The 24714-nt window shown below is 70.0% G+C and carries 26 protein-coding genes; 15 read left to right on the top strand and 11 right to left on the bottom strand.

Features of this window, described 5'->3' with window-relative positions; translation table 11 throughout:
• Positions 1–242: 242 nt before the first annotated feature.
• The 3 genes from ACHZD8_RS03900 to ACHZD8_RS03890 form a co-directional block, all read right to left on the bottom strand.
• Positions 243–1598 (bottom strand): DUF6114 domain-containing protein, encoded by a 1356-nt coding sequence (locus ACHZD8_RS03900; RefSeq protein WP_394768838.1) that lies wholly within the window; start codon positions 1596–1598, stop codon positions 243–245.
• A gap of 145 nt (positions 1599–1743) precedes the next feature.
• Positions 1744–2337 carry a DUF6230 family protein gene (locus tag ACHZD8_RS03895; protein ID WP_394768837.1) on the bottom strand — a complete coding sequence of 198 codons (594 nt, stop codon included), beginning with the start codon at positions 2335–2337 and terminating at the stop codon, positions 1744–1746.
• Between the two features lie 185 nt (positions 2338–2522).
• Positions 2523–3953 carry a helix-turn-helix domain-containing protein gene (locus ACHZD8_RS03890; RefSeq protein WP_394768836.1) on the bottom strand — a complete coding sequence of 477 codons (1431 nt, stop codon included), beginning with the start codon at positions 3951–3953 and terminating at the stop codon, positions 2523–2525.
• A 120-nt stretch (positions 3954–4073) separates the two neighbouring features.
• On the opposite strand from ACHZD8_RS03890, the gene ACHZD8_RS03885 reads away from it, so the two are divergent.
• The 9 genes from ACHZD8_RS03885 to ACHZD8_RS03845 all read left to right on the top strand — a co-directional run bounded on the left by ACHZD8_RS03885 (position 4074) and on the right by ACHZD8_RS03845 (position 14280).
• The gene (locus tag ACHZD8_RS03885) at positions 4074–5957 is read left to right on the top strand and encodes a phosphoenolpyruvate carboxykinase (GTP) (protein WP_394768835.1); all 1884 of its coding nucleotides are present in this window, start codon (positions 4074–4076) and stop codon (positions 5955–5957) included.
• A 170-nt stretch (positions 5958–6127) separates the two neighbouring features.
• A complete protein-coding gene (locus tag ACHZD8_RS03880; protein ID WP_394768834.1) occupies positions 6128–6715 on the top strand; it encodes an RNA polymerase sigma factor in 588 nt (195 codons plus the stop codon).
• Entirely contained in the window at positions 6699–7478 is a 780-nt protein-coding gene (locus ACHZD8_RS03875) for a hypothetical protein (RefSeq protein WP_394768833.1), read from the top strand. The genes ACHZD8_RS03880 and ACHZD8_RS03875 overlap by 17 nt, the downstream gene beginning before the upstream one ends.
• Positions 7479–7568: 90 nt before the next feature.
• The gene (locus ACHZD8_RS03870; RefSeq protein ID WP_394768832.1) at positions 7569–9632 is read left to right on the top strand and encodes a TPM domain-containing protein; all 2064 of its coding nucleotides are present in this window, start codon (positions 7569–7571) and stop codon (positions 9630–9632) included.
• A 53-nt stretch (positions 9633–9685) separates the two neighbouring features.
• Positions 9686–10429, top strand: a complete 744-nt coding sequence (locus ACHZD8_RS03865; protein ID WP_394768831.1) for a PspA/IM30 family protein — start codon at positions 9686–9688, stop codon at positions 10427–10429.
• Positions 10430–10510: 81 nt separating this feature from the next.
• Complete coding sequence (locus ACHZD8_RS03860; RefSeq protein WP_394768830.1) at positions 10511–11152, top strand: NADPH-dependent F420 reductase; 642 nt, start codon at positions 10511–10513, stop codon at positions 11150–11152.
• Between the two features lie 40 nt (positions 11153–11192).
• On the top strand, positions 11193–12017 hold the full coding sequence (locus ACHZD8_RS03855) for an arginase family protein (RefSeq protein WP_394768829.1): 825 nt from the start codon (positions 11193–11195) through the stop codon (positions 12015–12017).
• 52 nt (positions 12018–12069) lie between these two features.
• The gene (locus ACHZD8_RS03850) at positions 12070–12858 is read left to right on the top strand and encodes a crotonase/enoyl-CoA hydratase family protein (RefSeq protein WP_394768828.1); all 789 of its coding nucleotides are present in this window, start codon (positions 12070–12072) and stop codon (positions 12856–12858) included.
• Positions 12859–12879: 21 nt separating this feature from the next.
• A complete protein-coding gene (locus ACHZD8_RS03845) occupies positions 12880–14280 on the top strand; it encodes a dihydrolipoyl dehydrogenase family protein (protein ID WP_394768827.1) in 1401 nt (466 codons plus the stop codon).
• A 475-nt stretch (positions 14281–14755) separates the two neighbouring features.
• Here the strand turns inward: ACHZD8_RS03845 and ACHZD8_RS03840 are convergent, their stop codons facing one another.
• On the bottom strand, positions 14756–15991 hold the full coding sequence (locus tag ACHZD8_RS03840; RefSeq protein ID WP_394768826.1) for a glycosyltransferase: 1236 nt from the start codon (positions 15989–15991) through the stop codon (positions 14756–14758).
• A gap of 75 nt (positions 15992–16066) precedes the next feature.
• Between ACHZD8_RS03840 and ACHZD8_RS03835 the strand changes: the two genes are divergently transcribed.
• The 3 genes from ACHZD8_RS03835 to ACHZD8_RS03825 all read left to right on the top strand — a co-directional run bounded on the left by ACHZD8_RS03835 (position 16067) and on the right by ACHZD8_RS03825 (position 17976).
• Positions 16067–16510: a hypothetical protein gene (locus ACHZD8_RS03835; protein ID WP_394768825.1), complete on the top strand. Its 444-nt coding sequence runs from the start codon at positions 16067–16069 to the stop codon at positions 16508–16510.
• Positions 16507–17343, top strand: coding sequence for an SDR family NAD(P)-dependent oxidoreductase (locus ACHZD8_RS03830; RefSeq protein ID WP_394768824.1), 837 nt, complete (start codon positions 16507–16509; stop codon positions 17341–17343). The genes ACHZD8_RS03835 and ACHZD8_RS03830 overlap by 4 nt, the downstream gene beginning before the upstream one ends.
• Before the next feature lie 75 nt (positions 17344–17418).
• The gene (locus ACHZD8_RS03825; RefSeq protein ID WP_394768823.1) at positions 17419–17976 is read left to right on the top strand and encodes a hypothetical protein; all 558 of its coding nucleotides are present in this window, start codon (positions 17419–17421) and stop codon (positions 17974–17976) included.
• Between the two features lie 6 nt (positions 17977–17982).
• Here the strand turns inward: ACHZD8_RS03825 and ACHZD8_RS03820 are convergent, their stop codons facing one another.
• From ACHZD8_RS03820 to ACHZD8_RS03810, 3 genes are all read right to left on the bottom strand, one after another.
• Positions 17983–19398 (bottom strand): amidase, encoded by a 1416-nt coding sequence (locus tag ACHZD8_RS03820; RefSeq protein WP_394768822.1) that lies wholly within the window; start codon positions 19396–19398, stop codon positions 17983–17985.
• Between the two features lie 29 nt (positions 19399–19427).
• Positions 19428–19793, bottom strand: a complete 366-nt coding sequence (locus ACHZD8_RS03815; RefSeq protein WP_394768821.1) for a hypothetical protein — start codon at positions 19791–19793, stop codon at positions 19428–19430.
• Positions 19794–20039: 246 nt separating this feature from the next.
• Complete coding sequence (locus ACHZD8_RS03810) at positions 20040–20456, bottom strand: VOC family protein (RefSeq protein ID WP_394768820.1); 417 nt, start codon at positions 20454–20456, stop codon at positions 20040–20042.
• A 57-nt stretch (positions 20457–20513) separates the two neighbouring features.
• Here ACHZD8_RS03810 and ACHZD8_RS03805 point away from each other — a divergent pair, with 57 nt between their 5' ends.
• Together ACHZD8_RS03805 and ACHZD8_RS03800 are read left to right on the top strand one after the other, a co-directional pair.
• Entirely contained in the window at positions 20514–20840 is a 327-nt protein-coding gene (locus ACHZD8_RS03805) for a DMT family transporter (protein WP_394768819.1), read from the top strand.
• A 2-nt stretch (positions 20841–20842) separates the two neighbouring features.
• On the top strand, positions 20843–21379 hold the full coding sequence (locus ACHZD8_RS03800; protein WP_394768818.1) for a TetR/AcrR family transcriptional regulator: 537 nt from the start codon (positions 20843–20845) through the stop codon (positions 21377–21379).
• A gap of 12 nt (positions 21380–21391) precedes the next feature.
• Here the strand turns inward: ACHZD8_RS03800 and ACHZD8_RS03795 are convergent, their stop codons facing one another.
• Genes ACHZD8_RS03795 through ACHZD8_RS03780 form a run of 4 tightly spaced genes read right to left on the bottom strand, consistent with a single transcriptional unit; the run spans position 21392 to position 23503 of the window.
• Positions 21392–21703: a putative quinol monooxygenase gene (locus ACHZD8_RS03795; RefSeq protein ID WP_394768817.1), complete on the bottom strand. Its 312-nt coding sequence runs from the start codon at positions 21701–21703 to the stop codon at positions 21392–21394.
• Between the two features lie 15 nt (positions 21704–21718).
• Complete coding sequence (locus tag ACHZD8_RS03790) at positions 21719–22297, bottom strand: GNAT family N-acetyltransferase (RefSeq protein ID WP_147782939.1); 579 nt, start codon at positions 22295–22297, stop codon at positions 21719–21721.
• A gap of 9 nt (positions 22298–22306) precedes the next feature.
• Entirely contained in the window at positions 22307–23023 is a 717-nt protein-coding gene (locus ACHZD8_RS03785; RefSeq protein WP_394768815.1) for a uracil-DNA glycosylase, read from the bottom strand.
• Between the two features lie 3 nt (positions 23024–23026).
• Complete coding sequence (locus ACHZD8_RS03780; protein ID WP_394768814.1) at positions 23027–23503, bottom strand: phosphoribosyltransferase; 477 nt, start codon at positions 23501–23503, stop codon at positions 23027–23029.
• A 52-nt stretch (positions 23504–23555) separates the two neighbouring features.
• On the opposite strand from ACHZD8_RS03780, the gene ACHZD8_RS03775 reads away from it, so the two are divergent.
• The coding region (locus ACHZD8_RS03775; protein WP_394768813.1) for an MFS transporter at positions 23556–24714 on the top strand (1159 nt) is incomplete at its 3' end.

Below are 24714 nucleotides of genomic sequence, written 5' to 3'. Positions count from 1 at the left end.
CCGCCCGCCGCGGTGCTTCCGGCGGTGCTACTTCCGGCGGTGCTACTTGCGGCGGTGCTATTTCCGGCGGTGCGTCGCACGTCCGCCCCTGCCCCTCGCGGCGGGAGACATCGCCGCCCTCGGCGGGGATACGGGCTCGCGGAGGGAGTCATGGCTCCCGCCGCGAGGGAGTATCCCCCGCCGCGACGGTGGAGGGAGTCACTACTCCCGCCGCGAGCACCGAGCGAGTCCGCGGAGACCGGTCAGCGCGCGGTCTCGACCGTGCCGGCCAGTGTCGCCGCCGCGCCCGTCACGGCGACGAGGGCGATCGTCGCGTTCTCGAGCGACGGCAGTGCGGCACCGACCGGGGGCGGGGACTTCGGGTCGAAGTCGACCGGGGAGCCGCCCGCGAGCGTGCCGCTGAGCGACCGGCAGTAGATCGTCACTGGCCCGCCCAGGATGAGCGTCGTGGCGGAGGCTGCCACCATGCGGGTGGCGGGATCCGTCGAGTCGAGGGCGAACCCGCCGATCGACACGCTGTCCGCCGTGATCTTGAGCACCGTCGTGCTGCCACCCCCGGCGAGAGCGACCGTCACGGTGCCGGCGTAGCGCCCGCCGGACAGGGCGACGGACGTGCCGCGAAGCCGGGCGGTCGATGACGCCGAGAGGGGCGCGTCCGGGTCGCGCGGCGCGTCTGGCGCCGGCGCTGCACTCGCCGCGGCGCGCGGGGTGACCGGCCGGGGGACGACGGGCGCGGGAGGCGAAACGGGCGTGGACGGCGCCGACGGTGACGGTGACGGAGCCGACGGTGACGGCACCGGTGACGGAGGCCCTGGCGACGTCACCGGCGACGGAGCCGCGGACGGTGTGGCGTCCGTCGGCACCGCCGTCTGGTCCGGGTTCGCGACGGCGGTGTCCGCGAACGACGGGACGGCGAGTGTCGTCGCGGAGGCGCCCGCCAGAAGCATCACCGCAACGACCGCGAGCGTGCCGCCCCGCCGCCAGGAGCCCGTCACGCGCGCGGTGTCCGCTGGGCCGCCGGGAACACCGGAGCCGCCAGAACCTTCAGACCCGCCAGAACTGACAGTGACGCTAGCCGCGCCGGACGCCGCCGGCGCCGGGGAGAAAGGGGGCGGCTCCGAGGCGGGCTCGGTGGCGCTGTCGGCCTCGAGGTCCGCTCCCTCGTCGCCCGTCGGCTCGTCCGATTGCTTGGCGGGCGCTCGCGGCGGCGCCCAGGAGACGCACATGATCCCGCCGACGACGCCGAGCAGGGTGCCGATGAGGAAGCCGCCGAGATTCACGCCGACCACGCCGTAGATCGCTATCGCGAGCGACATCACGCCGTAGAAGATGCGGTGCGCCGGCATCGCGACGATGAGCACCCCGAGCGTCACGAGGGCAAAGGGCAGGATCATCGCCTGCATCCCCTCGATGCCGACCTGGATGTGGATGCTGCCGAAGTCGAGCTGCCCGGAGAAGAACATCTCCAGCCCGGCGAGCACGATCAGGATGCCGCCGATCAGCGGCCGGCTGCGGTACCACCGGCCGAACCGGGTGCCCGCGGCCGACGCGTCCCGGGGTCTGGCGGTCTGGCTCTTTGCGCGACGATCTGTGCTCACCGATGGGCTCTTTCGCTGTGAGGAATGTGGAGACGGTGGAGACGGTGGAGAAGGTGGATGCAACCGAGGGAGGGGAAACCGGGACGCCTGCCCGCCACGAGGGCAGGGCGAGCGCCCCGGTGTCCGAACGCGAGACCGGGACGGGCTAGAAGCAGGTAGTCCCGGCGGTGAGCTGCATGTGCATGCCGGTGAGGGCGAAGGTGCCCGCCTGGGTGCTCCACGCCGTCTGCTTGAGGCTCGTGATGGTGAGGCTGTCGGCATCCTGGGCGAAGTCGCCCGCAGTGCCCTTGGCCGCGGTCTTGACGGCGGAGGCGTCGACCCCGATCCGGATGTTCTTGAAGGTCGCGTCACCCTGCAGGTCGGTCATGCCGATCTGGAGGTCGGTCGCCACAGCGGGGTTTCCGCCGCCGCCCGCGCTGATCAGCAGGCCGAGCTTGCCGAGCGGCGTCTGCTGCACGACCGACTGACAGAGGTCGGACAGCTTGGCCGACCCGATGTTCGCGATCGCGACCGGGTGCGGCACGCCCTTCGCATCCAGCGCGACGCCCGAGTACTGCGAGAAGCCGGTGCCGTCGAGCTTCGATGCCCCGATCTGGAACTGGCCGCCCGAGACCGCGAACGCGACGGGCACCGCGCCGTTGGCGACTCCGGCTCCCAGGAGACTCGCGACGATCGCGACGGGGACGGCGACGATGGCGATTCGTCCCGCGCGGAATTGGGTGAGTTTTCTGAACTTCATGGATCCTCCTTGATACATGCCGGGTGTACAGATGGGCGGCAGTGCCGCCCAGAGCAGACCCTAGGGATGCTGCTGTCAAGTTGTCAATAAGCAATTGACGCGTTGTCAATAACCCACTGCTGGAGGGTCCTTTTGGGCCGCCTCCGTTGTCGCAATGCAACTGAGGAACGGTCAGCAGTGCCGCGCTACTCCCCCGAGTGCGCGTCGAGGAAGGCGTAGAGCTCGGTGTCGTCGACCCCCGGGAAGGTTCCGGAGGGAAGCGGCGCGAGGATGTGCGCGTGCAGCTTGGCGCTCGGCCAGGCCTTGTGCACCCAGCGCTTCGACGCGTCGCCGGCGGGGCGTCGGCAGCAGTTCTCGTCCGGGCAGGTCGACGTGGCCCGATTGGTCGTCTCGCGCCCCCGGAACCACTTGGAGTCGGCGAACGGCACGCCGAAGGTGATCGAGAACTCCTCGCTCGACGCCGTGCCGGTCTGGGTGGAACACCAGTAGGTGCCGGTGGGAGTGTCCGTGTACTGGTAGAACTCGGTGGTACGGCTCGCTCGGCCGAAGGCGGTGCGTGCGCTCCAGTGCCGGCAGACGAGCTGGCCCTCGGTCGAGCCGGTGACATCGGTGGGCAGCTGCAGCCCGTCGTTCTCGTAGCCCTTGTACAGCGCGCCGTCCTCGCCGACCCGCAGGAAGTGCACCGGCATCCCCAGGTGAGAGGTCGCCAGGTTGGTGAATCGCAGCGCGGCCGCCTCATGGGTCACCCCGAACGCGTCTCTGAAGTCCTCCACGGCGAGGTTTCGCTCGGCCTTGGCCGCGGAGAGGAATTCGACCGACTGGGTGAGCGGCATCAGGCAGGCCGCAGCGAAGTAGTTGATCTCGAGCCGCTGGCGAAGGAACTCCGCGTAGCTCGACGGCTCCTGGTGGTCGAGCAGCCGGTGCGCGAGCGCCTGCAACGCCATCGACCGCAGGCCGTGGCCGCCGGGGATCGACGCCGGCGGCAGGTAGATCCGGCCGTTCTCGAGGTCGGTCACCGAGCGCGTGGAGTGCGGGAGGTCGTTGACGAAGATGAGTTCGAACCCGAGCTTCTTCGCCATCAGGCTGACCGTGCGATGGGTGAGCGCGCCGTTGACGTGGCCGACACCGCGCACGCTCTCTTCGGCGAGCTCCTCGATCTCCGGCATGTAGTTGTCCTGGGTGCGCATGGACTGGCGCAACTCGGTGTTGGCCCGCCTCGCCTCCTCGGGGGTCGCGATGGCCTCGCGGGCCCGCCGCGCCAGCTCGCGGTGCAGTCCGACGAGCGAGGCGAGAGTGTCGTCGGGCATCGTGCGGGAGGGGCGGATGGCCGGGAGCCCCAGGCCCTGGTAGACGGCCGACTTCTGCATCCGGTCGAGCTCGATCTCGAGGGCGGCCCGCGGCGTGGGCGGCTGTTCGCTGAGCAGGTCGGAGACCGGCACCCCCACCGTTCCGGCGATCCCCTGCAGCAGCGAGAGCCTCGGCTCGCGCCGCCCGTTCTCCATCAGCGAGAGCTGGCTGCCCGCAATTCCGACGGCGCTGCCCAGCTGGTCGAGAGTCAGACCCGCCTCGTTTCGAAAGTGACGGATGCGTTGGCCCAGCGTTGCGAGATCGGTCATGGAATTGATATTAGTGAAAGAAGCGCCATTCTTTAAGCCTACTTTTCTCGAATGATGCCGAAAATGTGGCGCAGGCTTGCATCACGACAGGATTTTCTCCCCCCTCGAGGACGGTTCGCAATGACACTCACCCCCACCCGCCACGGTTCGGCCCTCGCGCAGAACCTCACGCCCGCCACGTCGCCCGCAGCCTCCACCCCTCCGGCCATCGCCGACCCCCGCGTCGTCGCGTGGGTCGAGTCGATCGCCGCCGTCACCAGGCCGGACGCCATCCAGTGGTGCGACGGCTCGGCGGCCGAGTACGACCGGCTCACCAGGATCATGGTCGACGCCGGCACCATCCTGCGCCTGAATCCGGAACACCGCCCGTACAGCTTCCTCGCCAGGAGCGACCCGAGCGACGTCGCCCGGGTCGAGGCCCGCACCTTCATCTGCTCGGAGGACGAGGACGACGCCGGCCCCACCAACAACTGGCGTTCGCCGGCCGAGATGCGCCCGGTGCTGGCCAAGCTCTTCGACGGCAGCATGCGCGGACGCACGATGTACATCATCCCGTTCTCGATGGGCCCGCTCGGCAGCCCGCTCGCCAAGCTCGGCGTGCAGGTGACCGACTCGCCGTACGTCGTCGCGAGCATGGGCATCATGACCCGCATGGGAACGGATGCGCTCCGGCTCATCACCGCGGACACCGAGTGGGTTCCCGCCGTGCACAGCGTCGGCGCCCCCCTGCTCGACGGGGCGGCGGATGTGCCGTGGCCGTGCAACGAGACCAAGTACATCTCGCACTTCCCGGAGACCCGCGAGATCTGGTCCTTCGGTTCGGCGTACGGCGGAAACGCCCTGCTCGCCAAGAAGTCCTTCGCGCTGCGCATCGCCTCGGTGATCGCGAAGGACGAGGGCTGGCTCGCCGAGCACATGCTGATCCTCAAGGTGACCAACCCGCGCGGCAAGGTCTTCCACATCGCCGCCGCGTTCCCCTCGGCCTGCGGCAAGACCAACCTCGCGATGCTCACCCCGTCGATCCCCGGCTGGACAGTGGAGACCATCGGCGATGACATCGCCTGGCTCAAGCCCGGCCCCGACGGGCGCCTTCGCGCGATCAATCCGGAGGCGGGCTTCTTCGGCGTCGCCCCCGGAACCGGTGTGAAGACCAACGCCACGGCGATCGACACGCTCTGGGGCAACACCATATTCACGAACGTCGCCCTCCGCGACGACGGCGACGTGTGGTGGGAGGGGCTCACGGAGAAGACCCCCGACCACCTCATCGACTGGCAGGGCAACCACTGGACCCCCGGGTCAGGCACCCTCGCCGCCCATCCCAACTCTCGCTTCACCGTCGCCGCCGCGCAGTGCCCGTCGATCTCGGCGGACTGGAACGACCCCAACGGAGTGGTGATCGACGCGATCATCTTCGGCGGGCGCCGCGCCACGAACGTGCCGCTCGTGGTGGAGGCGCGCGACTGGGAGCACGGCGTCTACGTGGGCGCGACCGTGTCGTCTGAGCGCACGGCGGCGGCCGAGGGAACCGTGGGCGAGCTTCGCCGCGACCCGTTCGCCATGATGCCGTTCTGCGGCTACAACATGGCCGACTACTGGTCGCACTGGCTCGAGATGGGCGCGAAGCTGCGCTCGAGCGGCACCGCGCCGCGCATCTTCCAGGTCAACTGGTTCCGCAAGGACGACGAGGGCGGATTCCTCTGGCCGGGCTTCGCCGAGAACTCCCGCGTGCTCGCCTGGATCCTGGACCGCGTGGACGGCCGGGCGGCCGGGGCGGACACCCCCCTGGGCTGGAAGCCCGTCGCCGACGGCATCCACACCGAGGGCCTGGACATCACCGCCGCACAGTGGGAGCAGCTGTTCGAGGTCGACCCGGAGGCCTGGCTCGACGAGCTCGTCTCGACCGAGGAGTTCTTCGCCGGCTTCGGCGACCGACTGCCGGAGGCGCTCACCACGCAACTTGCCGACATCCGCCGCCGTCTGAAGCTGTCCAGGGAGAACTGAAACCCCGCTCGACAGTGCCCGTCCGTCGTCGGTCCCGCTCGATCCGGGACCGCGGCGGGCGGGCATCGCTGCGCGTGGGCGCGGCACGAGGGGAACCGGACACAACGTTTTGCGCGCGCCGTGCGTCTTAGGGGGTAGAGAGTAGAACCGACGCACGCAAGGGGACACGAGTGGCGACGCAGCAGGCAGCACACGGCGACGACTGGCGTGACGTCGTCACGACCCTCGTCGCCGAGCGCGGCGACGCCCTCACGCGCTATGCACACCTGATCTGCGGGAGCCCGGATGACGCGGCCGACCTGGTGCAGGAGGCCCTGGTCAAGACCTTCGGCCGGCTCCGCAACGGCTTCACCGTCACGAGCGCCGAGGCCTACGTGCGGCGCGCGATCCTCAACACGTATCTGGATGGGGGACGCCGCACCACTCGCTGGCGAAAGATCGCCCACCTCACGGCGGTTGCGGAGTCCGACGACTCCGCCGTGCCCGCCGCCGAGAGCCGTCTCGACCTGCACGGCGAACTCGGCAAGCTGAGCCCGCGAGAACGCGCCTGCCTCGTGCTGCGCTACTACGAAGACCTCAAGGTCGACGACATCGCCGAGTGGCTCGCCATCAGTCCTGGCACGGTGAAGCGCTACCTGAGCGACGGCCTCGCCAAGATGGCGGTCGCCCTCGCCGAAGAACCGGCCGCGGCGGAATCGCCCGAAATCAACCAGCCCACCACCGACGTTCAGGGAGCCACTCATGTCCACAGAATCTGATCTGAAGAGCCTGTTCGCCTCGGCCGCCGGCACTCCGAGCCGCGGCATCGACACGGCGACCGTGATCCGCCGCAGCTCCCGTCGCCGGCTGGGCCAGCAGTTCGCGGTGGGGAGCGCGACCACCCTCGCGGTCGCGGGCATCGGAGTCGCGAGCGTCGCCGGGCTGCGGGCCGCCTTCCAGCCCCCGTCGACAATGAGCGCCGGATCGAGTGCCTCCGACTCCGGGGCCGCAGCGCCGGAGATCGCCCAGGGCGACCAGGGCATCCAGGGCGCGCAGGGCATCAAACGGGCCCCGGCCGAGAAGCTCAACCTCTGCGGCGCAGAACTCGCCCAGGTGGCCCCCAACGCGGCCGGCCTGGTGCTCACCGCCGACTTCCCCGACGCCTCGGCTTCGGCGGAGAGCGTGCCGGGCACGGTCACCCTCACCAACACGGGGTCGACACACGTGCGCGGCACGACGGCGGCCTCGCCCGCCATCACCCTCTCCAGGGACGGCATCACCCTCTGGCACAGCAACGGACCCATGATCGCGATGGCCGCGGTCGTCGACCTCGAACCGGGGGCGTCGATGACCTATCGCGCCACCCTGGCGCCGGTGACCTGCGGGGCCGAAGACGACTCGGCCGAGAGCTTTCGCACCGACCTGCCGCACGTCGCCCCCGGCGTGTACCAGGTCTCGGCCGCGATCGATCTGGTGAGCGAGGGCGACACCGTGACGAACGATCTCGTGACCGGCCCGCTCGGTTCCGTCACACTCAACTGAATTAACCTCTTTAACCCCATCGCCACATCGGGTGTCGGTAGAATCCTAAAACTCACCCGTGCTGCAAAGGGGCTGATCATCCGACTCTCGTTGCGCAACCGACTCTTCGCCGCCCTGGCGGCGGTGGCCATGGCGCTCGGAATCGGCCTGGTCGCACCCTCTTCCGCCATCGCCACTCCCCCGGTCGACCTCGCCGGCGGGTACGTGGTCGACCAGGTCGGGGCCCTCGGCGGCCGGGAGGCCGAGGTCAACTCGGCGATCGACAAGCTCTACGCCGACACCAAGACGCAGCTCTTCGTGGTCTACGTCGACAGCTTCACCGGGGTGAGCGATCCGCAGGCGTGGGCGGCCGCCACCGCCAAGAAGAACGGGCTCGGCAACAACAACATCCTCATGGCTGTCGCCGTGAGCGACCGCGTCTACAACATCTTCTACGACGGTTCCGTGCCGCTCAGCGCGCAACAGACGGACTCCATCGAGACCAACGAGATCGTGCCGAAGCTCAAGGCCGAGGACTGGGCCGGTGCCGCGATCGCCGCCGCCAACGGTTTCGACTCCGCGATCGCCGGCGGATCGGGCGCCGGGTCTGGGGGCACCGGCTCGAACGGGACCGGATCTGGCGGCACCGGGAGCGCCATCGCCGGCGGTGCCATCCAGGCCGCCCTCATCACGATCGGCGTCATCATCGTGCTGCTGTTCCTGGCTCTCGGCCTCGTCCTGTTCATCCGGTCGCGCCGCAAGAGGGCGGGGCAACTCGCGGCCGCTCGCACGGCCCAGCTCTCCCTCGAGCAGCTGGACGCGAAGGCGAGCAGCCTGCTCGTGCAGCTCGACGACTCGCTCAAGTCGAGCGAGCAGGAGCTCGGCTTCGCGATCGCCCAGTTCGGCAACGAGGTCACCACCCCGTTCAGCGCCACTCTCGCCGAGGCGCAGGCCGAGGTGAAGGAGGCCTTCGCGATCAAGCAGAAGCTCGACGACGCCGTGCCGGAGACCCCGGAGGAGAAGCGGGCGATGACCACACGGATCATCGAACTGTGCGAGACCGCCGACCGCGAACTCGACGAACAGGCCGACGCCTTCGACGACCTGCGCGAGCTGGAGAAGTCGGCGCCCCAGGACCTGGAGAAGATGGTGACGGATGCCGCGGCATCCACCACCCGCCTCGCCGCCTCGAGGGAGAAGCTCGCCGCCCTCGCGTCGTCATACTCGGCGAAGGCGCTCGCGACCGTCTCCACCAACCCGGAGCAGGCCGACAAGCTCCTCGCCTTCGTGGACACGACGGGGGCGACGGCGCGGGACGCGATAGCGAAGAACGATCTGAGCACGGCGGCCGTCAACGTGCGGGCCGGGCAGGCGAGCCTCGGCCAGACCGCCCAGCTCCTCGACGCGATCGACTCCCTGGCGCTGGGGCTCGCCGACGCGAAGTCGACGCTCGACGCGGCGATCACGGACACCCGCCAGGACCTCGCGACGGCGAAGGCGCTGCCGGCGGCGGCATCCGACGAGCTGGCCCCGTCGATCGCGGCCGCCGAGACCGCCCTCGCTGCGGCGACCGAGGCCGGCAACGCGGGCGACCCGATCTCGAGCCTCGGCACGCTGGGCACCGCGAACGCGCAACTCGACCGGGTGCTCGACGCGGTGCGCGACGAGCAGGACAAGGTGCGCACGGCCGCGGCGCAACTGCCCTCGGCGATCAGCACGGCGTCGAGCCAGATCTCGGCCGCCAACGACTTCATCACCACCCGTCGGGGCGGCGTCGGCAGCACGGCACGCACGCGGGTCTCGGAGGCCACGCGGCACCTCGAGGTCGCTGTCTCGCTCTCGTCCAGCGACCCGGTGCAGGCGCTCACCGAGGCGACCGCCGCCATCCGGCTCTCGAGGGAGGCCCTCTCGGCGGCCCAGGACGACGTCGACTCGTTCCAGGGACCCGGTGCGGGCGGCGGCGGGTCGGGCCTCAACGGAATCGGGGGCGCCATCCTCGGCGGCATCATCGGCGGGCTGCTGAGCGGCGGCGGGCGCGGTGGAGGATTCGGCGGCGGCGGGTTCGGTGGATTCGGAGGCGGCGGATTCGGCGGCGGGTTCGGCGGCTCCGGCGGAGGCCGGTCGAGCGGTGGCGGGTTCGGAGGCGGCGGGCGCTCCAGCGGCGGCAGGTTCTAGGGGCCGGCAACGATTCACAACGGGCAAACGATTCACAACGGAAGGAAGAGAAAATGGTAAAGCAGTCAATCTTCGGCAGGATCGCCCAGCTCGCGAAGGCGAACATCAACGCCCTGATCGATTCGGCGGAAGACCCCGGCCTCATGCTCGACCAGATGGTGCGGGACTACACCAACAGCATCGCCGAGGCGGAGGGCGCCGTGGCCCAGACGATCGGCAACCTCCGGCTGCTCGAGCAGGACCACGCGGAAGACGTGCGCAACGCCGGGGACTGGGGAAACAAGGCCCTCGCGGCGAGCCGCAAGGCCGACGAGCTTCGCGCCGCCGGCAACACGGGGGACGCCGACAAGTTCGACAACCTCGCCAAGGTGGCCCTCGGCCGGCAGCTCTCCGCGGAGAAGGAGGCACGGGACGCAGAGCCGACGATCGCGTCCCAGACCGCGGTGGTCGACCAGCTCAAGAAGGGCCTCGACGCGATGCGCGGCAAGCTGAGCCAGCTGTCGTCCAAGCGCGACGAACTCATCGCGCGGTCGAAGACGGCCGATGCCCAGCGCCAGGTGCAGGATGCCGTGAAGTCGATCGACCTGCTCGACCCGACCAGCGAGATCAGCCGGTTCGAAGACAAGATCCGCCGCCAGGAGGCCGTGGTGATGGGCCAGCAGGAGCTCGCCGCATCCAGTCTCGACGCGCAGTTCGAACAGCTCGACGCCTCAGACAACGAGGTCGAGCTCGACGCCCGACTCGCCGCCCTCAAGGCGGGCTCGCCGCCGCCGTCGGCGATCACCTCCGGAGCGTGACCGGGCGGGGGTCGACTCTCGATCGAGAGATTCGACCCCTCCGCCGGGAACAAATTGCTCTCGCGGTCCGTTTGAGTCGCCATGACAACTATCGGATTCATCGGTGCAGGAAACATTGGCGGCCAGCTCGCGCGCAAGGCGATCGAGAACGGCTATGACGTGGTCATCAGCAACTCACGCGGACCGGAGACCCTGTCCGCACTCATCGAGGAGCTCGGGCCGAAGGCTCGCGCGGCCACCCCGGTCGAGGCGGCGGAGGCCGGCGACTTCGTGGTCGTGACCGTGCCGTTCAAGAACTACGCGGACGTGCCGGTGGAGCCCCTCGCCGGCAAGATCGTGATCGACACCAACAACTACTACTTCGAGCGTGACGGCCACTATGCGGCGCTCGACAACGGCACGGCGACGGTCTCCGGACTGCTCCAGGAGCACCTGCCGAAGTCGCGGGTGGTCAAGGGCTTCAACCACATCGTCTCGGCCGACATCACGGCGGACTCGCACCCGGCCGGCTCGCCGAATCGCCGCGCCCTGGGCATCTCGTCCGATTTCGAGGATGCCGCCGAGCTGCTCACGAGGCTCTACGACGAGTTCGGTTTCGACGCGGTGAACGCTGGTCCTCTCTCCGAGAGCTGGCGCTTCGAGCGTGACCGCCCCGCCTACGTGGTTCGCCAGAACGCGGCGGAGCTCGTGGCGAACCTCGCGATCGCGCCGCGCACGGTCTAACGGTCACTCGCAATCCCGCGGTGGCAGCCATACTGGACGTGTGGCTGCCACTTTTCTCGTCGTCCCCCAATGGCAAGGCTCCGGCTCATCGCGCGCGATGCGACTCGTGGATGGGGCGGAGGCGATCCGCGGGGACCTGCCCACCACATCCACGGTCCTGATCGACGTGCCGCTCGGCGCGGGCAACGACGAGGGCACCCAGGTGAGTCGCCTGAGCTCGCTGCAGGCGGTGCGGGATGCCCAGCTCATCGCCCTCGGCTCCATCAGCGGCCTCGCCGTGACCATCGGTGGCGACTGCGGGGTCGAGCTCGCCTCGATCCAGCACGCTGCCGCCGTGAACGACGGCATGGCGGTGGTCTGGCTCGACGCCCACCCCGACCTGCACACGGCGGAGTCCTCGCCCAGCCACGCCTTCCACGGCATGGTGTTGCGCACTCTTCTCGGCGAGGGTGACCCCTCGCTCACCCCGACGACGCCGCTCGAGGTCGGCCGGCTGATCCTCGCCGGAACGCGAGCCCTCGACGATGCGGAGGCCGCCTTCGTCGATTCGGCCGGAGTGCGCCTGATCGCGCCGGAACAGCTCACCGCGAAGTCGATCGGGGACGCGCTCGCCGCCTCGGGGGCCACCTCGGTCTACCTTCACGTGGACCTCGACGTGCTCGACCCGGCGGAGTTCGCCGGCCTCGGCTTCCCAGAGCCGTTCGGGGTCACCCTCCAGTCGTTGCTCGAGATCATCGCGGCGGTGAAGGCGGCGCTGCCGCTGGCCGGCGCCGGCATCACCGAGTTCGCCCCGCGGAACGCGACGGCCGCCGGGGACGACCTGGGCAGCATCCTGCGGATCATCGGGGCCGTCAGCAGCCCCTGACGGCCGGCCGCCCGCCGTAGCATGGGATGATCCGACCGAATTGAGGCCAGCGTTGACCGAGACCCCACGCATCACCGTCGAGCGGGACGGGCACGTTCTGAGGATCGGCTTCGACCGCCCGGAGAAGCGCAATGCGGCCGACTACCGGCTGTTGTCCGAGCTCGCCCTCGCCTACGGCGAGCTCGAGAACGATCCGGAGCTGAGGGTCGGTTTCGTGTTCGCCCACGGCGACCACTTCACCGGGGGACTCGACCTCGCGGACGTCGCCCCGCGCATCGGGGCGGACGGACTGGACATCGCGCCGGACGGTGGCATCAACCCCTGGCAGGTTTCCGGTCGCCAGCTCTCGAAGCCCGTGGTGATCGCCGTGCAGGGCACCTGCCTCACCCTGGGAATCGAACTGATCCTCGCCAGCGACATCGCCGTCGCGGCCGAGTCCACGACCTTCGGCCAGATCGAGGTCGCCCGAGGAATCCTGCCATTCGGCGGCGCCACGATCCGATTCCCGCGGGCCGTGGGCTGGGGCAACGCCATGCGCTGGATCCTCACCGGGGACAGCTTCGACGCGGCGGAGGCTCACCGCATCGGGCTCGTGCAGGAGGTCGTGCCAGACGGGACGCAGTTCGACCGCGGTCTCGAACTCGCCCGGCGGGTGGCGGCGCAGGCCCCGCTCGCCGTGCAGGCCGCCCTCGCCAACGCGAGGCTCGCCGTGCGCGATGGGGATGCCGCCGCCGAGGCGGCGCTGCAGCCCGCCCTGGTGCGGCTCGCCTCGAGCGAGGACGCCCGCATCGGAATGACCGCTTTCGTCACCCGCACCGAGGCCGAGTTCGTCGGCCGCTGAATCGAAGCCAAGGAGAGTCCCATGACCGAAACCACTTACGACGTCATCGTGATCGGGGCCGGGGCGGTGGGCGAGAACATCGCCGACCGGGCCGTGCAGGGCGGACTCACGGCCCTCATCATCGAGAGTGAGCTCGTCGGCGGGGAGTGCTCCTATTGGGCCTGCATCCCGTCGAAGGTGCTGCTGCGCAGCGGCATCGCGCTGCGGGCGGCGAAGGCCGTCGGCGGTGCTCGGGAGGCCGTCGGAGAGCTGGATGTCGCGGCCGTGTTCGCCCGCCGCAACTCCTTCACCCACGACTGGAACGACGACAGCCAGGTCGCGTGGGTCGCGGGAGCCGGCATCGACCTCGTGCGCGGCCACGCGCGCATCTCCGGCGAGAAGCAGGTGACCGTGGGCGACACGGTGTACACGGCCCGCCATGCCGTCGCCGTGAGCGTCGGCTCGGACTCCCTGCTGCCCGACATCCCCGGGCTGGCCGAGGCCCGGCCCTGGACCAGCCGGGACGCGACGAGCGCCAAGAAGGCGCCGTCGAGCCTCGCGATCCTCGGCGGAGGCGTCGTCGCCGTGGAGATGGCCACCGCGTACGCCACCTTCGGCACCCGAGTCACCGTTCTCGCCCGAACCTCGCTGCTCTCGAACCAGGAGCCGTTCGCGGGCGAGATCGTCGCCAAGAGCCTCACGGCCCTCGGCGCGGACGTGCGCCTGAACTCGTCGGTGACCTCGGTTCGGCGCGCGGAGGCGGGCGTCGAGCTCACCCTCGGCGACGGCTCGACCCTCGTCGCCGACGAGGTGCTGGTGGGGATCGGCCGCACGCCGCGCACCTCGGACCTCGGCTTCGAGACGATCGGCCTGACCCCCGGCGACTGGCTGCACGTGGACGACACGATGCTCGTCTCCGGGTTCGACTGGCTCTACGCCTGCGGCGACGTGAACCACCGCGTGCTCCTCACCCACCAGGGCAAGTACCAGGCTCGCGCGGCGGGCGACGTGATCGTGGCCCGGGCGAAGGGCCTGCCGGTCTCGGACGGGCCATGGGGCACCCACGTGGCCACCGCCGACCACGAGGCCGTTCCCCAGGTGACGTTCAGCGACCCGGAGGTCGCCTCCGCGGGGCTCACCGCCGCGGCCGCCACCAAGGCCGGCTACGACATCCGCGTCGTCGACTACGACCTCGGCTGGCTCGCCGGCAGTTCGGTGCACGCGGACGACTACGCCGGCCAGGCCCGCATGGTGGTCGACGAGAAGCGCGGGGTGATCCTCGGGGTGACCTTCGTCGGCCAGGACGTCTCCGAGATGATCCACGCGGCGACCACGGCGATCGTCGGCGAGGTGCCGATCTCGAGGCTCTGGCACGCCGTTCCCGCCTACCCCACGATGAACGAGATCTGGCTGCGGCTGCTCGAGACCTACGGTCGGCCCTAGTTGTTGTGCAGGACGGTGCCGCCGTTTACGGGCGTCCACCACACAAACTCCAGTTGTGCAGGACGGGTTGTGCTGGATGGCTCCGGCGTCCACGGGCGCCCGGCTGCAGACTCTGGTTCTGCAGGACGGCTCGGGCAGATAGCGAGGACGGTAGAGGCAGAGCCGACGGGAGCGTCCTGCACAACGGGACCGTTCCGCTCGCCACGCCCCTGCCGCGTCCTGCATGAACTGCGTTGCACAAGCTGTCCTGCGCAAGCTGTCCTGCAGAACTGGAGTCTGGGGTGGGTCCCACGCCTCGGGGCCCCGTCCTGGAGAACACGACCCGACCGACGCGGGCGGCACAACCAGATGGCCGAGAAGGTCCAATTCGTGACAGGGTCTGCCTTGACAGGTCCACGCTGACGTTCACCGACTGAAGCGAGTCGTCACACCCGATCCACCAACCTGCCTGGGCAGTACATGTAGGAGAGCAGACCTAGGAGAGCAGACCGGCATACACGCCTATCAGCGCGGTGGCCGACGATGCCCAGGTGAAGCCCTCCGCGTAGTGCCGCGCGGTGAGCGACAGGCTCTCGAGTCCCGCGGCGTCGTCGAGCAACTGCGCGATCGTGACCGCCCAGACCCGGGGTTCGCGGGAGTCGACGAGCAGCCCGGACACGCCGGCCGACACGGATTCGACGAGGCCGCCGCCGCGGAAGGCCACCACCGGCGTTCCGCTCGCGGCCGACTCGAGGGCGACGAGACCGAAGGTCTCCGAGCGGGAGGGCACGAGGGTCACGGTCGCCGCGGCGAGCACGTTGGCGAGCCATTCCCGCGAGACCGCCCCGGCGAACCGCACGTCGTCCCGCACGCCGAGTTCCGTCGCGATCGTCCGGAGCGAGGCCGCATAACCCTCGTCGCCCGGCGTCGCCTCCCCCGCGATCACGAGCACCGGGGCCCAGCCGCGCATCGCGTGCAGTTCGGCGAGCGCACGGATGGCGAGTTCCTGGTCCTTGAGCTGCTGCACGCGGCCGACCACGGCGATGATCGGCCGGCCGGGGGCGATCGCGAGCTGCTCCCGCACCGCGAGCTCCGCCGCATCCGTGCGCGTGGGCGAGAAGAGGCCGACATCCACCCCGGGAGGAATCACCCAGAGCCGCTCGGTGGGGGCGCGAACGTCGTCGATGAGGGCGGTGACCTCCGCGGAGGAGGCGGCCACGATCGCGCTCGCCTGGTTGGCGAGGTACATTTCGGTGCGCACCCGCTGCTCGGACTCGGCCGGCTGGCCGGCGCCGAGCGTGCGATTCTTCATGGCGGCCACGGTGTGGAAACTCTGCACGAATGGCAGCCCGAGTTCGAGCGCCACCGGCAGCGTCGCGAGCCCGCTGAGCCAGTAGTGGGCGTGGATCACGTCGTAGCGGCCCCGGATGCGCCCGGCGAGATCGGCCACGGCCTCGCCGAACTCGTCGGCGACCTCGGGCAGCCGGCTCTTGGGAAGCTGGCCGACAGGGCCGGCCGCGAGCTCGTGCAGGGTGACGCCCGCGGCGACCTCGGTCACCGCCGGACGGTCGATCGCTCGAGTGATCAGGTCCACCTCGATGCCGCGGTGGGCGAGCTGGCCCGCGATCGAGAGGATGGCGATGTTCATCCCGCCGGAATCCCCGGTGCCGGCCGGCGCGATCGGCGAGGTGTGCATCGACACCATCGCCACGCGTTCCAGCTTCACGGCCATGCTGTCACTGTATTGGCTCGCCCTGCCTGCCGGCTGAACGGATTGTGAGCGAGGAGTCCTAGGGTGGGTTCACGAATGGCCCGAGGAGCGATGAGCCGGATGATGGCGCGAGTGACCGCGGCGGCCGCACGGCTCGAGGCGTGGGCGAGGTCCGTGCCGGGGGCGCGAGCGGTGCTGCTCTCCCCCGCCGTGGCGCGGCCGGGCTATTGGTTCGCCATCGGGTGCGCCCTGGTCTGGGGCGGCATCCTCAGCCGAGGCCGACTGCGCAGCCTGGGCGGGCTCATCGTGGCGGCGAGGTGCCCGCGGTGGGCGTTCGGACGCGGTGGCACCACCATCGGTGCGGTCTACCTCACCCACGACTTCGTCGGCCCGGCGGTGCTGCGGCACGAGGCGGTTCACCGTGCACAATGGAAGCACTACGGGCTCGCCTTCATCCCGCTCTACATCGCGGCCGGGCAGGACGCGGCCCGCAACCGCTTCGAGATCGAGGCCGGACTGGAGAATGGCGGCTATCGATGACCCCGACCGACCTGCATGGACGCACGATCGTCATCACCGGGGCGAGTTCCGGCCTCGGGCGGGCGGCGGCCATCGCCCTCGCCGAGCGCGGGGCGCACATCGCCGTGGTGGGGCGCAATTCGGAGCGCACCCACGCCGTCGCCGCCCGTGTCGGCGGCGCACCCTTCGTCGCCGACTTCGACAGCCTCGACGAGGTGCGGGCGCTCGCCTCGAGCCTCCTCGCGCGGTATCCGCGCATCGACGCCCTCGCCAACAACGCGGGCGGCCTCCTGTCGAGGCGAGGCCGGTCGGCGGACGGCCTAGACCAGGCCCTGCAGCACAACCACCTCGCCCCGTTTCTGCTCACCAACCTGCTGCTGCCCAGGCTCGTGGAGAACCGCGCGCGGGTGATCTCCACGGCGAGCGTCGCGAACCGGTTCGCACACCTCGACCTGAACGACCTGCAGTTCGTCAGACGCGCCTGGCTCGGCGGCTGGCAGGAGTACGCCACCGTGAAGCTGGAGACGATCCTCTTCATCCGCGAGCTCGCCCGCCGCACCGCCGAGACCGGCCTCACCGCCTACTCGTTCCACCCCGGCTACGTGATCACGAGTTTCGGCAACGACTCGGCGTTCAAGAGGTTCGGCGAATTCGTCAGTCGCGGCAGCCTGGGGATCAGCGCAGAGCAGGGCGCCGCTCCCCTCGTTCACCTCGCCTCGATCGACGAGGTCGGGTCGCCGAGCGGCACCTACTTCGACGGTCTCGCCCCGAACGGCCGCACCCACCGGCTCGCGTCGGACGACGCCGTCGCCGCGCGGCTGTGGGAGCAGAGCGCCGCGCTCGTCGGGCTGTAGCCGCAAGCTATCGCTTGGGTAACGACGCTGGGCCTCCGGCCGATCACTCCCTAGAGTCATCCTCACGGTAAGGAGATGACCATGCGACGGAGCGGGTTCGGCACGGCGATCGTCGCCCTGGTGGTTCTCGCTCTCTCCGCGTGCACGTATTCGATTCAAGCGCCGACGTCATCCCCATCGCCCCCGGGGCCGTCCGCGAGTGCCGGCCCGTCACTCACTCCGGGGCCGACCGCGTCGCTGGCCTGCGACACCCTCGTCACCCCCACCGCGCTCTCCCGGCTGACGTCCGGCGGCTCGGTGTTCACCGAGGGCTTCGCGAAGCGGATGCGAGACGAGGGAAACGAACTGGTGGCCTTTCTCGACCTCGGCGGCATCCTGTGCCAGTGGGGATACCCCGAGAGCGACGCGAGCACGGTGCTCGGCTACTCGCTGATCACCGATGCGCAGGCGGCGGCCCAGAAGCGGAGGCTGACGACCGAGGGCTGGGTCGCGAAGGTCAACCCGGACGGAAGTGAGAACTGGACGACGACGAACACCGAGAACTACCTGGGCAATGAGCCCGTCTACGTGTTCCGGCCGGGCAACTGGCGATTCGCGCTCGACGTGTCTGGCCTGGCCGACTTCGCCGTGTGACGCCCGCTACCACTGCGGCGGGTGCCGCCGTTGCCAGAGCAGCCGGCGCTCGAGCTGGGCGCCGATCGCGAGCAGGGTGGCCTCGCCACCCGGCCGGCCGACGACCTGCACGCCCATCGGGATGCCGACCGCGGTCTGCGCCACGGGAAGCGTGATCGCGGGAAGCCCGGTCACGTTGGCGAAGGAGGTGAACGGCGTGTACTGCACCTGCTGGGCGAAGTTGAGTTCGGCATCCTCGCTGTCGTACCAGCCGACGGGTCGCGGGGTCAGTGCGAGAGCCGGGGTGAGCACGGCGTCGAAGCGCGAGAACTGGCGGATGATCGACCGCTCGAACGTCGTCAGGGCGGCGAGGGCGGCGATCAGGTCCCGCGCCGAGATCGCCCGGCCGCGCTCGACCAGCCAGCGGGTGAGGGGTTCGAGCGAGTCGAGCTCGGCGCCCTCGGCCGGGATTCCGGACGCCCCGGCCTGCCAGATCGTGCGGAAGTTCGGCGCGTAGCTCGGGTCCGGCTCGAGCCGCAGCTCCTCGAGTCCGTGACCGATGGCGTCCAGTTCGGCCACGGCGAGGGCGAGCGCGTCGGATGCCTCGACGGAGACGTGAATGTCGTAGGCGTCGTCCCACGGCGAGCTGGTCATCACCCCCAGCTGGAAGCGGCCCTCGCCGCGCACCGCGGCGTTGAGCAGCGCGCCGCCGTCCCAGCGCGGCGCGCGCAGGGTGAATGGGTAGTCGCCGCCGGCGACCAGCGCGTCGAGCATCATGGCGGCATCCGCGACGGTGCGGGCGAGGGGGCCGGGCACGACGAGTCCGGCGAGCTTGTCGAGGCCGGTGCCACTCGGCACGAGTCCGCGCGAGGGCTTGAGACCCACGAGCCCACAGGCCGCGGCGGGGATACGCACCGAGCCTCCGCCGTCGGACCCCGGGGCGAACGGCAGCAGCCCGGCGGACACGGCGACCGCCGCGCCGCCGCTCGATCCCCCCGCGCCGAGCGAGGGATCCCAGGGGTTTCGCGCCGGTGGGGCGACGAGGCTCTCGGTGTAGCTCGGCAGGCCGAATTCCGGCGCGTTCGTCTTGCCGAGGCTCACCCCGCCGGCCGCATCCAGCACCTCCACGATCTCGTCCGAGGTTTCTGGCACGAAGCCGCTCATCAGCCCCGAACCGAAACCGGTGGGTACCCCGGCGCGGTTCACGAGGTCCTTGTCGCCGAAGGGAAGGCCCCAGAGTTGCGCGGTCTTCGGCACCGTCTCGGCGACGGCACGCGCCCGATCGAGTGCCGCGTCCGCGGTCACGGTCACGAAGGCACCGAGGTCGCCATCGAGCCGCTCGATGCGCTCGAGGTAGTGCGCGGCGAGTTCGACGGGCGTCACCTCCCCGCGCTGCAGCCAGTCCCATTGCTCTTGGGCGGTGAGGTGATGGAGTTCGAACACCCCTCGAGCCTAGGGCCGCGCCGCACTTCTCACTCGAGCTCGGCGCGCAGCCGCCTCAGCAGCTTCTCGAACTCGGCGGGGGCGTCCCTGAGCACCGAGCGGCCGGTGAGGCGTCCGAGCAGCGGGGCCTTCTGCGCCACGTTGAGGATGTAGTGCTCCACGTTCGACCCGTACTCGTCCGGCACGATGCGGTACTCGCCGCGGTACCACCAGCCGCCCTGGGCGATGATGAGGAAGGCGAAGGGGTCTGCGGCGTAGAGCGTGCCGGAGGTCTCGGCCGGGCGGACCCTGGCGTCGATGGCCTCGAAGACGGCCTTGGGCCTCGCCTTGATGTGGCCGGCGAGGGAGACGAGCAGTTCGGCGTTCGCCGGGCGTTGGCGCGGGGCATCTCGCATTCAATGACTGTAGCGCCGGCGCGCCGGGCAACCGCACCGGACGGGGACGCCGCGCGACCGGGGAGACGTGGACGAGGCCGGCCCCGGTGATGATGGCCCACCCGGGCCGGCCCCGATTTTCTAACACATTCGCCTCGCCGGGACCACCCGGATGGGAGGCCCGCGGTTGACGTTGATGCCACCCTAGGCAACGCCCACGACATCCCCCGCTTCTTTACAGATTGCGAACTTTCGTGACGGCAGCGGTCACGAATCGAGCTCCTGGAATACCGTGATCTGCAACCCGCCCGGCGCCTCGAGCCTCGCGTTGAGGGAGTTCCACGGGGTGCGGGTGGGCGCGGCGAGCACCTCGGCCCCGCCCGCCTCGAGCGCGTCGGTGGTCGAGACGGCATCCGGCACCTCGAAGGCCACGCGGATGCTGAGGGCCGGCGCGCGGCTCACCGCACGACCCACCTCCACGTCGTCGATGAGCCGCACCTGGGCGCGGTTGGCGATCTCGAGCGTCGCCGTCGGGATGCCGAGGATGGTCACCTCGGCGCCACCCTCGCCGCTGTACGACTCCTGCTCGGTGAGGCCGAGCACGTCTCGATAGAAGGCCACGGCGGCGGCGTAGTCGTCGGTCTCGGCCACCAGTCTCAGCTGGGTCACGCGGGGTTCGGTCATGCGCCGAGCCTAGCTCGCGTTTTCTGGTACATTTGTACCACTATTGAGAGGGAACCCATGGGATACCTGTTTCTGGCCGGTGCGATCGTCGCCGAGGTCATCGGCACCACCGCACTCCGGTACACGACGGGCGAGGGCAACAAGCTCCTGCCGTACGCCGTCGTCGTCGTCGGCTACGTCGCGGCCTTCTCCCTGCTCTCGCTGAGCCTCGGCGCCGACGTTCCCCTGGGCATCGCCTACGCGATCTGGGCGGCGATCGGGGTCGTTCTCGTCGTGCTGATCAGCTGGCTGCTCTTCAAGGAGAGCCTCACCCTCGTGCAGATCGGCGGGGTGCTGCTCGTGGTCGGCGGAGTCGCGATGCTCGAACTCGGCGGGAAGCACTGACCGTGGCCGGCGGCACGGCCAAGGGCGAGGCGCGCAGGGCCGCCCTGCTCGACGCCGTCGTGCGCGTCCTCGAGCGCGGCGGACCGAGCGCGGTCACGCATCGAGCCGTTGCGGCCGAGGCCGGGGTTCCGCTCGCCGCGGCCACCTACTACTTCGCCAACATCGACGATCTGCTGGTGAGCGCGCTGCTCAAGGCCACCGAGGAACAGGTGGAGCTCTTCGCCGGCCTCCAGTCCCCCGGCGTCGGCGAGGTCGCTCGGGCGCTACACGACTGGACGCACACGAGGCGCGCCGCGGTCATCGCCCAGTACGAACTGCTCTTCCTCGCCATGCGTCGGGAGGCCCTGCGGGACGCCGCCGAACGCTGGTACCGGGCCCTCGAGAGTGCCATCGGGGGCGGCGGCCGCGGGTCCAGGGTCGCGGCGCTCGCCATCGACGGGCTCGTCCTGCGCATCCTCTGGAGCGGGGAACCGTCCACGGTGGCGGGCATCGAGGAGGCGCTCGGCGACATCCTCGAGGCGGCAGACTCGCTGCCCTGAGGCGGGCGCCGACTACTGAATCGTGCCCTTCGCCGGGTCGCCCATCGGCACGTTGCGCAGCACGTGCACGACGGTCTCCGCGGCGAGCGCCCCCTCGTTGAGGCGGTTAAGTTCCACGAGGGCCGCGCCGGCCGCGTGGGCGTCCAGGTCCTCGCGGCTGCGCCAGCGCTCCACCATGATCACGAGATCGCCGTCGGTGTGCGCGGCGTAGAGCTCGCACCCGGGTTCCGCGTGCACGAGCGGAGACACCGCGCCGAACGCGTCGAGCACGTCCTGGGTGCGACCGGGCGCCGGGCTGAGGATGGCGACGACGATGAGAGACATGCGTTCTCCTGACGGTTACTTGAGCGATTTCTGCATGAGGACGGTTCCGAGCCAGCGGTCGAACTTGTAGCCGACCTTGCCCATGTGGCCGATCTCCTTGAAGCCGAAGTTCTTGTGGATGGCGATCGACGCGTCTGCGCCCTTATCGGCGATCACCGCGATCATCTCCTTGAGGCCGGCCGCCTTGGAGCGCGTGATGAGCTCAGCGAGCAGGGCCTTGCCCAGCCCCTTGCTCGTCGCCGCCGCGCGCAGGTAGATGGAGTTCTCCACCGTGAACCGGTAGGCCGCCTTCTCCTTCCACGGGTAGACGTAGGCATAGCCGAGGATCTGCTCGCTCGGGCTCTCCGCGACCAGGAAGGGCATGCCGAGCTTCACGATGTGCTGGAACTTCGAACGGATCTCCCTCAACGTCATGGGCTTCTCGTCGAAGGTCACCGTGGAATTGGCCACGTAGTGATTGTAGATCTCGCGCACGTCGGGCAGGTCCTGCAGGCGGGCGTCCCGGATCGTGTACTCGAACGGTACCTGCAACGGCGGCAGGTTGCGCTGGGCCTCCTTGGGCCGGTGGGTCGCCTGGTATTCCTCCTCGAGCATGAGCAAATCCTACGTCCGGTTCGCCGCGGCCGACTGCGTCTGCGGCCGGGGGTCGAGCGACCAGTCGATCGGCTCGGCACCCTGCGCCTTCAGCAGCTCGTTCGCCCGGCTGAACGGCCGGGAGCCGAAGAATCCGCGCGAGGCCGACAGGGGGCTCGGATGAGCTGACTTCACGATGGGAGTCGCGCCGAGCATCGGCTCGAGGGCGAGCGCGTCGTTTCCCCAGAGGATCGCGACGAGGGGAGTGCCGCGCGCCACGAGGGCGCGGATCGCGGCCTCGGTCACCGCCTCCCAGCCGTGCCGGCGGTGCGAGCCTGCCTCCCCGGGCCGCACCGTGAGCACCCGGTTCAACAGCATCACGCCCCGTTCGGACCAGGCGGTGAGATCGCCGTGCGGCGGCGGCACGATGCCGAGGTCGTCGTGCAGCTCCCGGTAGATGTTCTGCAGGCTGCGCGGCACCGGGCGCACCGCCCGGTCGACGGCGAAACTCAGGCCGATCGGATGCCCCGGGGTCGGATACGGATCCTGGCCGACGATGAGAACGCGCACCTCGGAGAACGGGTACTCGAACGCGCGCAGCACGGCTCCCCCGGCCGGGAGGTAGCCGCGGCCGGCGGCAACCTCGGCGCGCAGGAACTCCCCCATCGACGCGATCGTGCCCGCCACGGGTTGCAGGGCGGCGGCCCAGCTGGGGTCGACGAGCTCGGCGAGCGGGTGCGGGGACATCGCCTACGCGGTCACGGGGGGAAGCGACGACCAGGGGAAGGCGATCCAGCGCGAGGTCTTGCGCCAGACGTAGTCGGGTTCGAGCACCGTCGCCGGCTTCGAGTACAGGCACACGGTGCGCACCTCGGCGCCCGCGCGAATGAGCAGGGTGAGCACCATGGCGAGAGTGCGGCCGGAGTCGGAGACGTCGTCCACCAGGAGCACCCGCTTGCCGCGCATCGATTCCTCGTCGAGCATCGGAGCGAGGATGATCGGCTCGTCCAGGCGCTCGTCGACACCCGTGTAGAACTCGGCGTTGAGCGCCCCGCAGCTCTTCACGTCGAGCGCATAGGCGATGGCCCCGGCGAGCAGCAGCCCGCCGCGCGCGATCGCCACCACGATGTCCGGGGCGAAGCCGCTCCCGTGCACCGTCGCCGCGAGTTCGCGCACCGCGCCCCCGAACTCGTCCCAACCCAGAATCTCGCGTTCGACATGTGCCATGTGCCAACGCTACCGGCACCCGCGGCGTCAACCCAGCCAGTAGCATCCGTTCATGAGCACCCTTCGAGGCAAATCAGGCGCCATCACCCTCGGCCTGATCGGCTACCTCTTCCTCGTCGAGATCGTCAGCGGAATCCTGCAGGGCTACTACGTGCCGCTGATCAGCGACCTCGTCAAGTACCTGGGCATCCGGGACGCCGACTTCAACTGGTTCGAGGCCGCCCAACTGCTGGTCTCGGCCCTCGTGGTGCCGATCCTCGCCAAGCTCGGCGACATGTTCGGCCACAAGCGCATCCTCCTCATCTCCACGGTGCTCACGGCCCTCGCGAGCTGGGCGCTCGTGTTCGCCGACAACTTCTGGACCTTCCTCGCCGCCTGGGCACTCCAGGGGTTCTACGTGGTCTGGCTCCCGCTCGAGGTCGCCCTGATCTTCGACCGGGGCCGGCGCACCGGCCGAGGCGCCTCGCAGACGCGTCGCGCGGCCGGCTTCCTCGTCGTGGCGCTCGAGACCGGAGCCATCGTCGGGGCCCTGCTCGGCGGCCGCATCTTCGGCTGGTTCGGCGAGAACGTGCCGCTCACGCTGTGCGTGCCGGCCATCGCCGTCACGCTGGTCTTCTTCGCCATCCTCTTCGGCGTTCCGGAGTCGACTCCCCTGCCGGGCCGGTCCCTCGATGTCGTCGGGTTCAGCCTCCTCACGATCGCCCTGCTGCTGATCACCTCCGGACTCACCTTCCTTCGGCTGAACGGTCCGGCCACCTGGTGGGTCTACCTGCTCCTCGTGGTGGGTGTACTCGTGTTCCTGCCGTTCGGAATCGTCGAGCTGCGGCACCGGGACCCCGCGATCGACCTGCGTGTGCTGCGGCAGCCAAACATGTGGCCGGTGCAGCTCACCGCGGCCCTCCTCGGCATCAGCCTTCTCGGCGCCCAGGCGCCGCTGAGCGCCTACGCCGGCACGGATCCCGCGAACGGCTACGGGCTCGGGCTCGACGCGGCCGACCGCTCGACCCTGATCGGCGTCTACCTCATCTCGATGATCGTGGGCGCGCTGCTCTTTCCCGTGGTCTCCCGCCGATTCTCGCCGCGGGTGGCCCTGATCATCGCGGCCTTCCTAGTGGCGATCGGCTACCTGCTCTTCCTGCCGTTTCACCTTGAGACCTGGCAGGTGTTCCTCAACATGTGCGTCGCCGGGCTCGGATCGGGTGCCCTGGTGG

The sequence above is a fragment of the Lacisediminihabitans sp. genome, assembly GCF_043726815.1.
In the GTDB taxonomy this organism is placed as follows: Bacteria; Actinomycetota; Actinomycetes; order Actinomycetales; family Microbacteriaceae; genus Lacisediminihabitans.
Note: the sequence above shows the minus strand (reverse complement) of the source record. Positions and strands in the feature narration are given on the sequence as shown.

What these genes read in the sequence shown, in the direction of transcription:
- ACHZD8_RS03895 (WP_394768837.1), bottom strand. Translation starts at nt 2,337, where the DNA reads ATGAAGTTCAGAAAACTCACCCAATTCCGCGCGGGACGAATCGCCATC.
- ACHZD8_RS03890 (WP_394768836.1), bottom strand. Translation starts at nt 3,953, where the DNA reads ATGACCGATCTCGCAACGCTGGGCCAACGCATCCGTCACTTTCGAAAC.
- ACHZD8_RS03885 (WP_394768835.1), top strand. Translation starts at nt 4,074, where the DNA reads ATGACACTCACCCCCACCCGCCACGGTTCGGCCCTCGCGCAGAACCTC.
- ACHZD8_RS03875 (WP_394768833.1), top strand. Translation starts at nt 6,699, where the DNA reads ATGTCCACAGAATCTGATCTGAAGAGCCTGTTCGCCTCGGCCGCCGGC.
- ACHZD8_RS03865 (WP_394768831.1), top strand. Translation starts at nt 9,686, where the DNA reads ATGGTAAAGCAGTCAATCTTCGGCAGGATCGCCCAGCTCGCGAAGGCG.
- ACHZD8_RS03860 (WP_394768830.1), top strand. Translation starts at nt 10,511, where the DNA reads ATGACAACTATCGGATTCATCGGTGCAGGAAACATTGGCGGCCAGCTC.
- ACHZD8_RS03845 (WP_394768827.1), top strand. Translation starts at nt 12,880, where the DNA reads ATGACCGAAACCACTTACGACGTCATCGTGATCGGGGCCGGGGCGGTG.
- ACHZD8_RS03840 (WP_394768826.1), bottom strand. Translation starts at nt 15,991, where the DNA reads ATGGCCGTGAAGCTGGAACGCGTGGCGATGGTGTCGATGCACACCTCG.
- ACHZD8_RS03835 (WP_394768825.1), top strand. Translation starts at nt 16,067, where the DNA reads ATGGCCCGAGGAGCGATGAGCCGGATGATGGCGCGAGTGACCGCGGCG.
- ACHZD8_RS03830 (WP_394768824.1), top strand. Translation starts at nt 16,507, where the DNA reads ATGACCCCGACCGACCTGCATGGACGCACGATCGTCATCACCGGGGCG.
- ACHZD8_RS03825 (WP_394768823.1), top strand. Translation starts at nt 17,419, where the DNA reads ATGACCATGCGACGGAGCGGGTTCGGCACGGCGATCGTCGCCCTGGTG.
- ACHZD8_RS03815 (WP_394768821.1), bottom strand. Translation starts at nt 19,793, where the DNA reads ATGCGAGATGCCCCGCGCCAACGCCCGGCGAACGCCGAACTGCTCGTC.
- ACHZD8_RS03810 (WP_394768820.1), bottom strand. Translation starts at nt 20,456, where the DNA reads ATGACCGAACCCCGCGTGACCCAGCTGAGACTGGTGGCCGAGACCGAC.
- ACHZD8_RS03805 (WP_394768819.1), top strand. Translation starts at nt 20,514, where the DNA reads ATGGGATACCTGTTTCTGGCCGGTGCGATCGTCGCCGAGGTCATCGGC.
- ACHZD8_RS03795 (WP_394768817.1), bottom strand. Translation starts at nt 21,703, where the DNA reads ATGTCTCTCATCGTCGTCGCCATCCTCAGCCCGGCGCCCGGTCGCACC.
- ACHZD8_RS03790 (WP_147782939.1), bottom strand. Translation starts at nt 22,297, where the DNA reads ATGCTCGAGGAGGAATACCAGGCGACCCACCGGCCCAAGGAGGCCCAG.
- ACHZD8_RS03785 (WP_394768815.1), bottom strand. Translation starts at nt 23,023, where the DNA reads ATGTCCCCGCACCCGCTCGCCGAGCTCGTCGACCCCAGCTGGGCCGCC.
- ACHZD8_RS03780 (WP_394768814.1), bottom strand. Translation starts at nt 23,503, where the DNA reads ATGGCACATGTCGAACGCGAGATTCTGGGTTGGGACGAGTTCGGGGGC.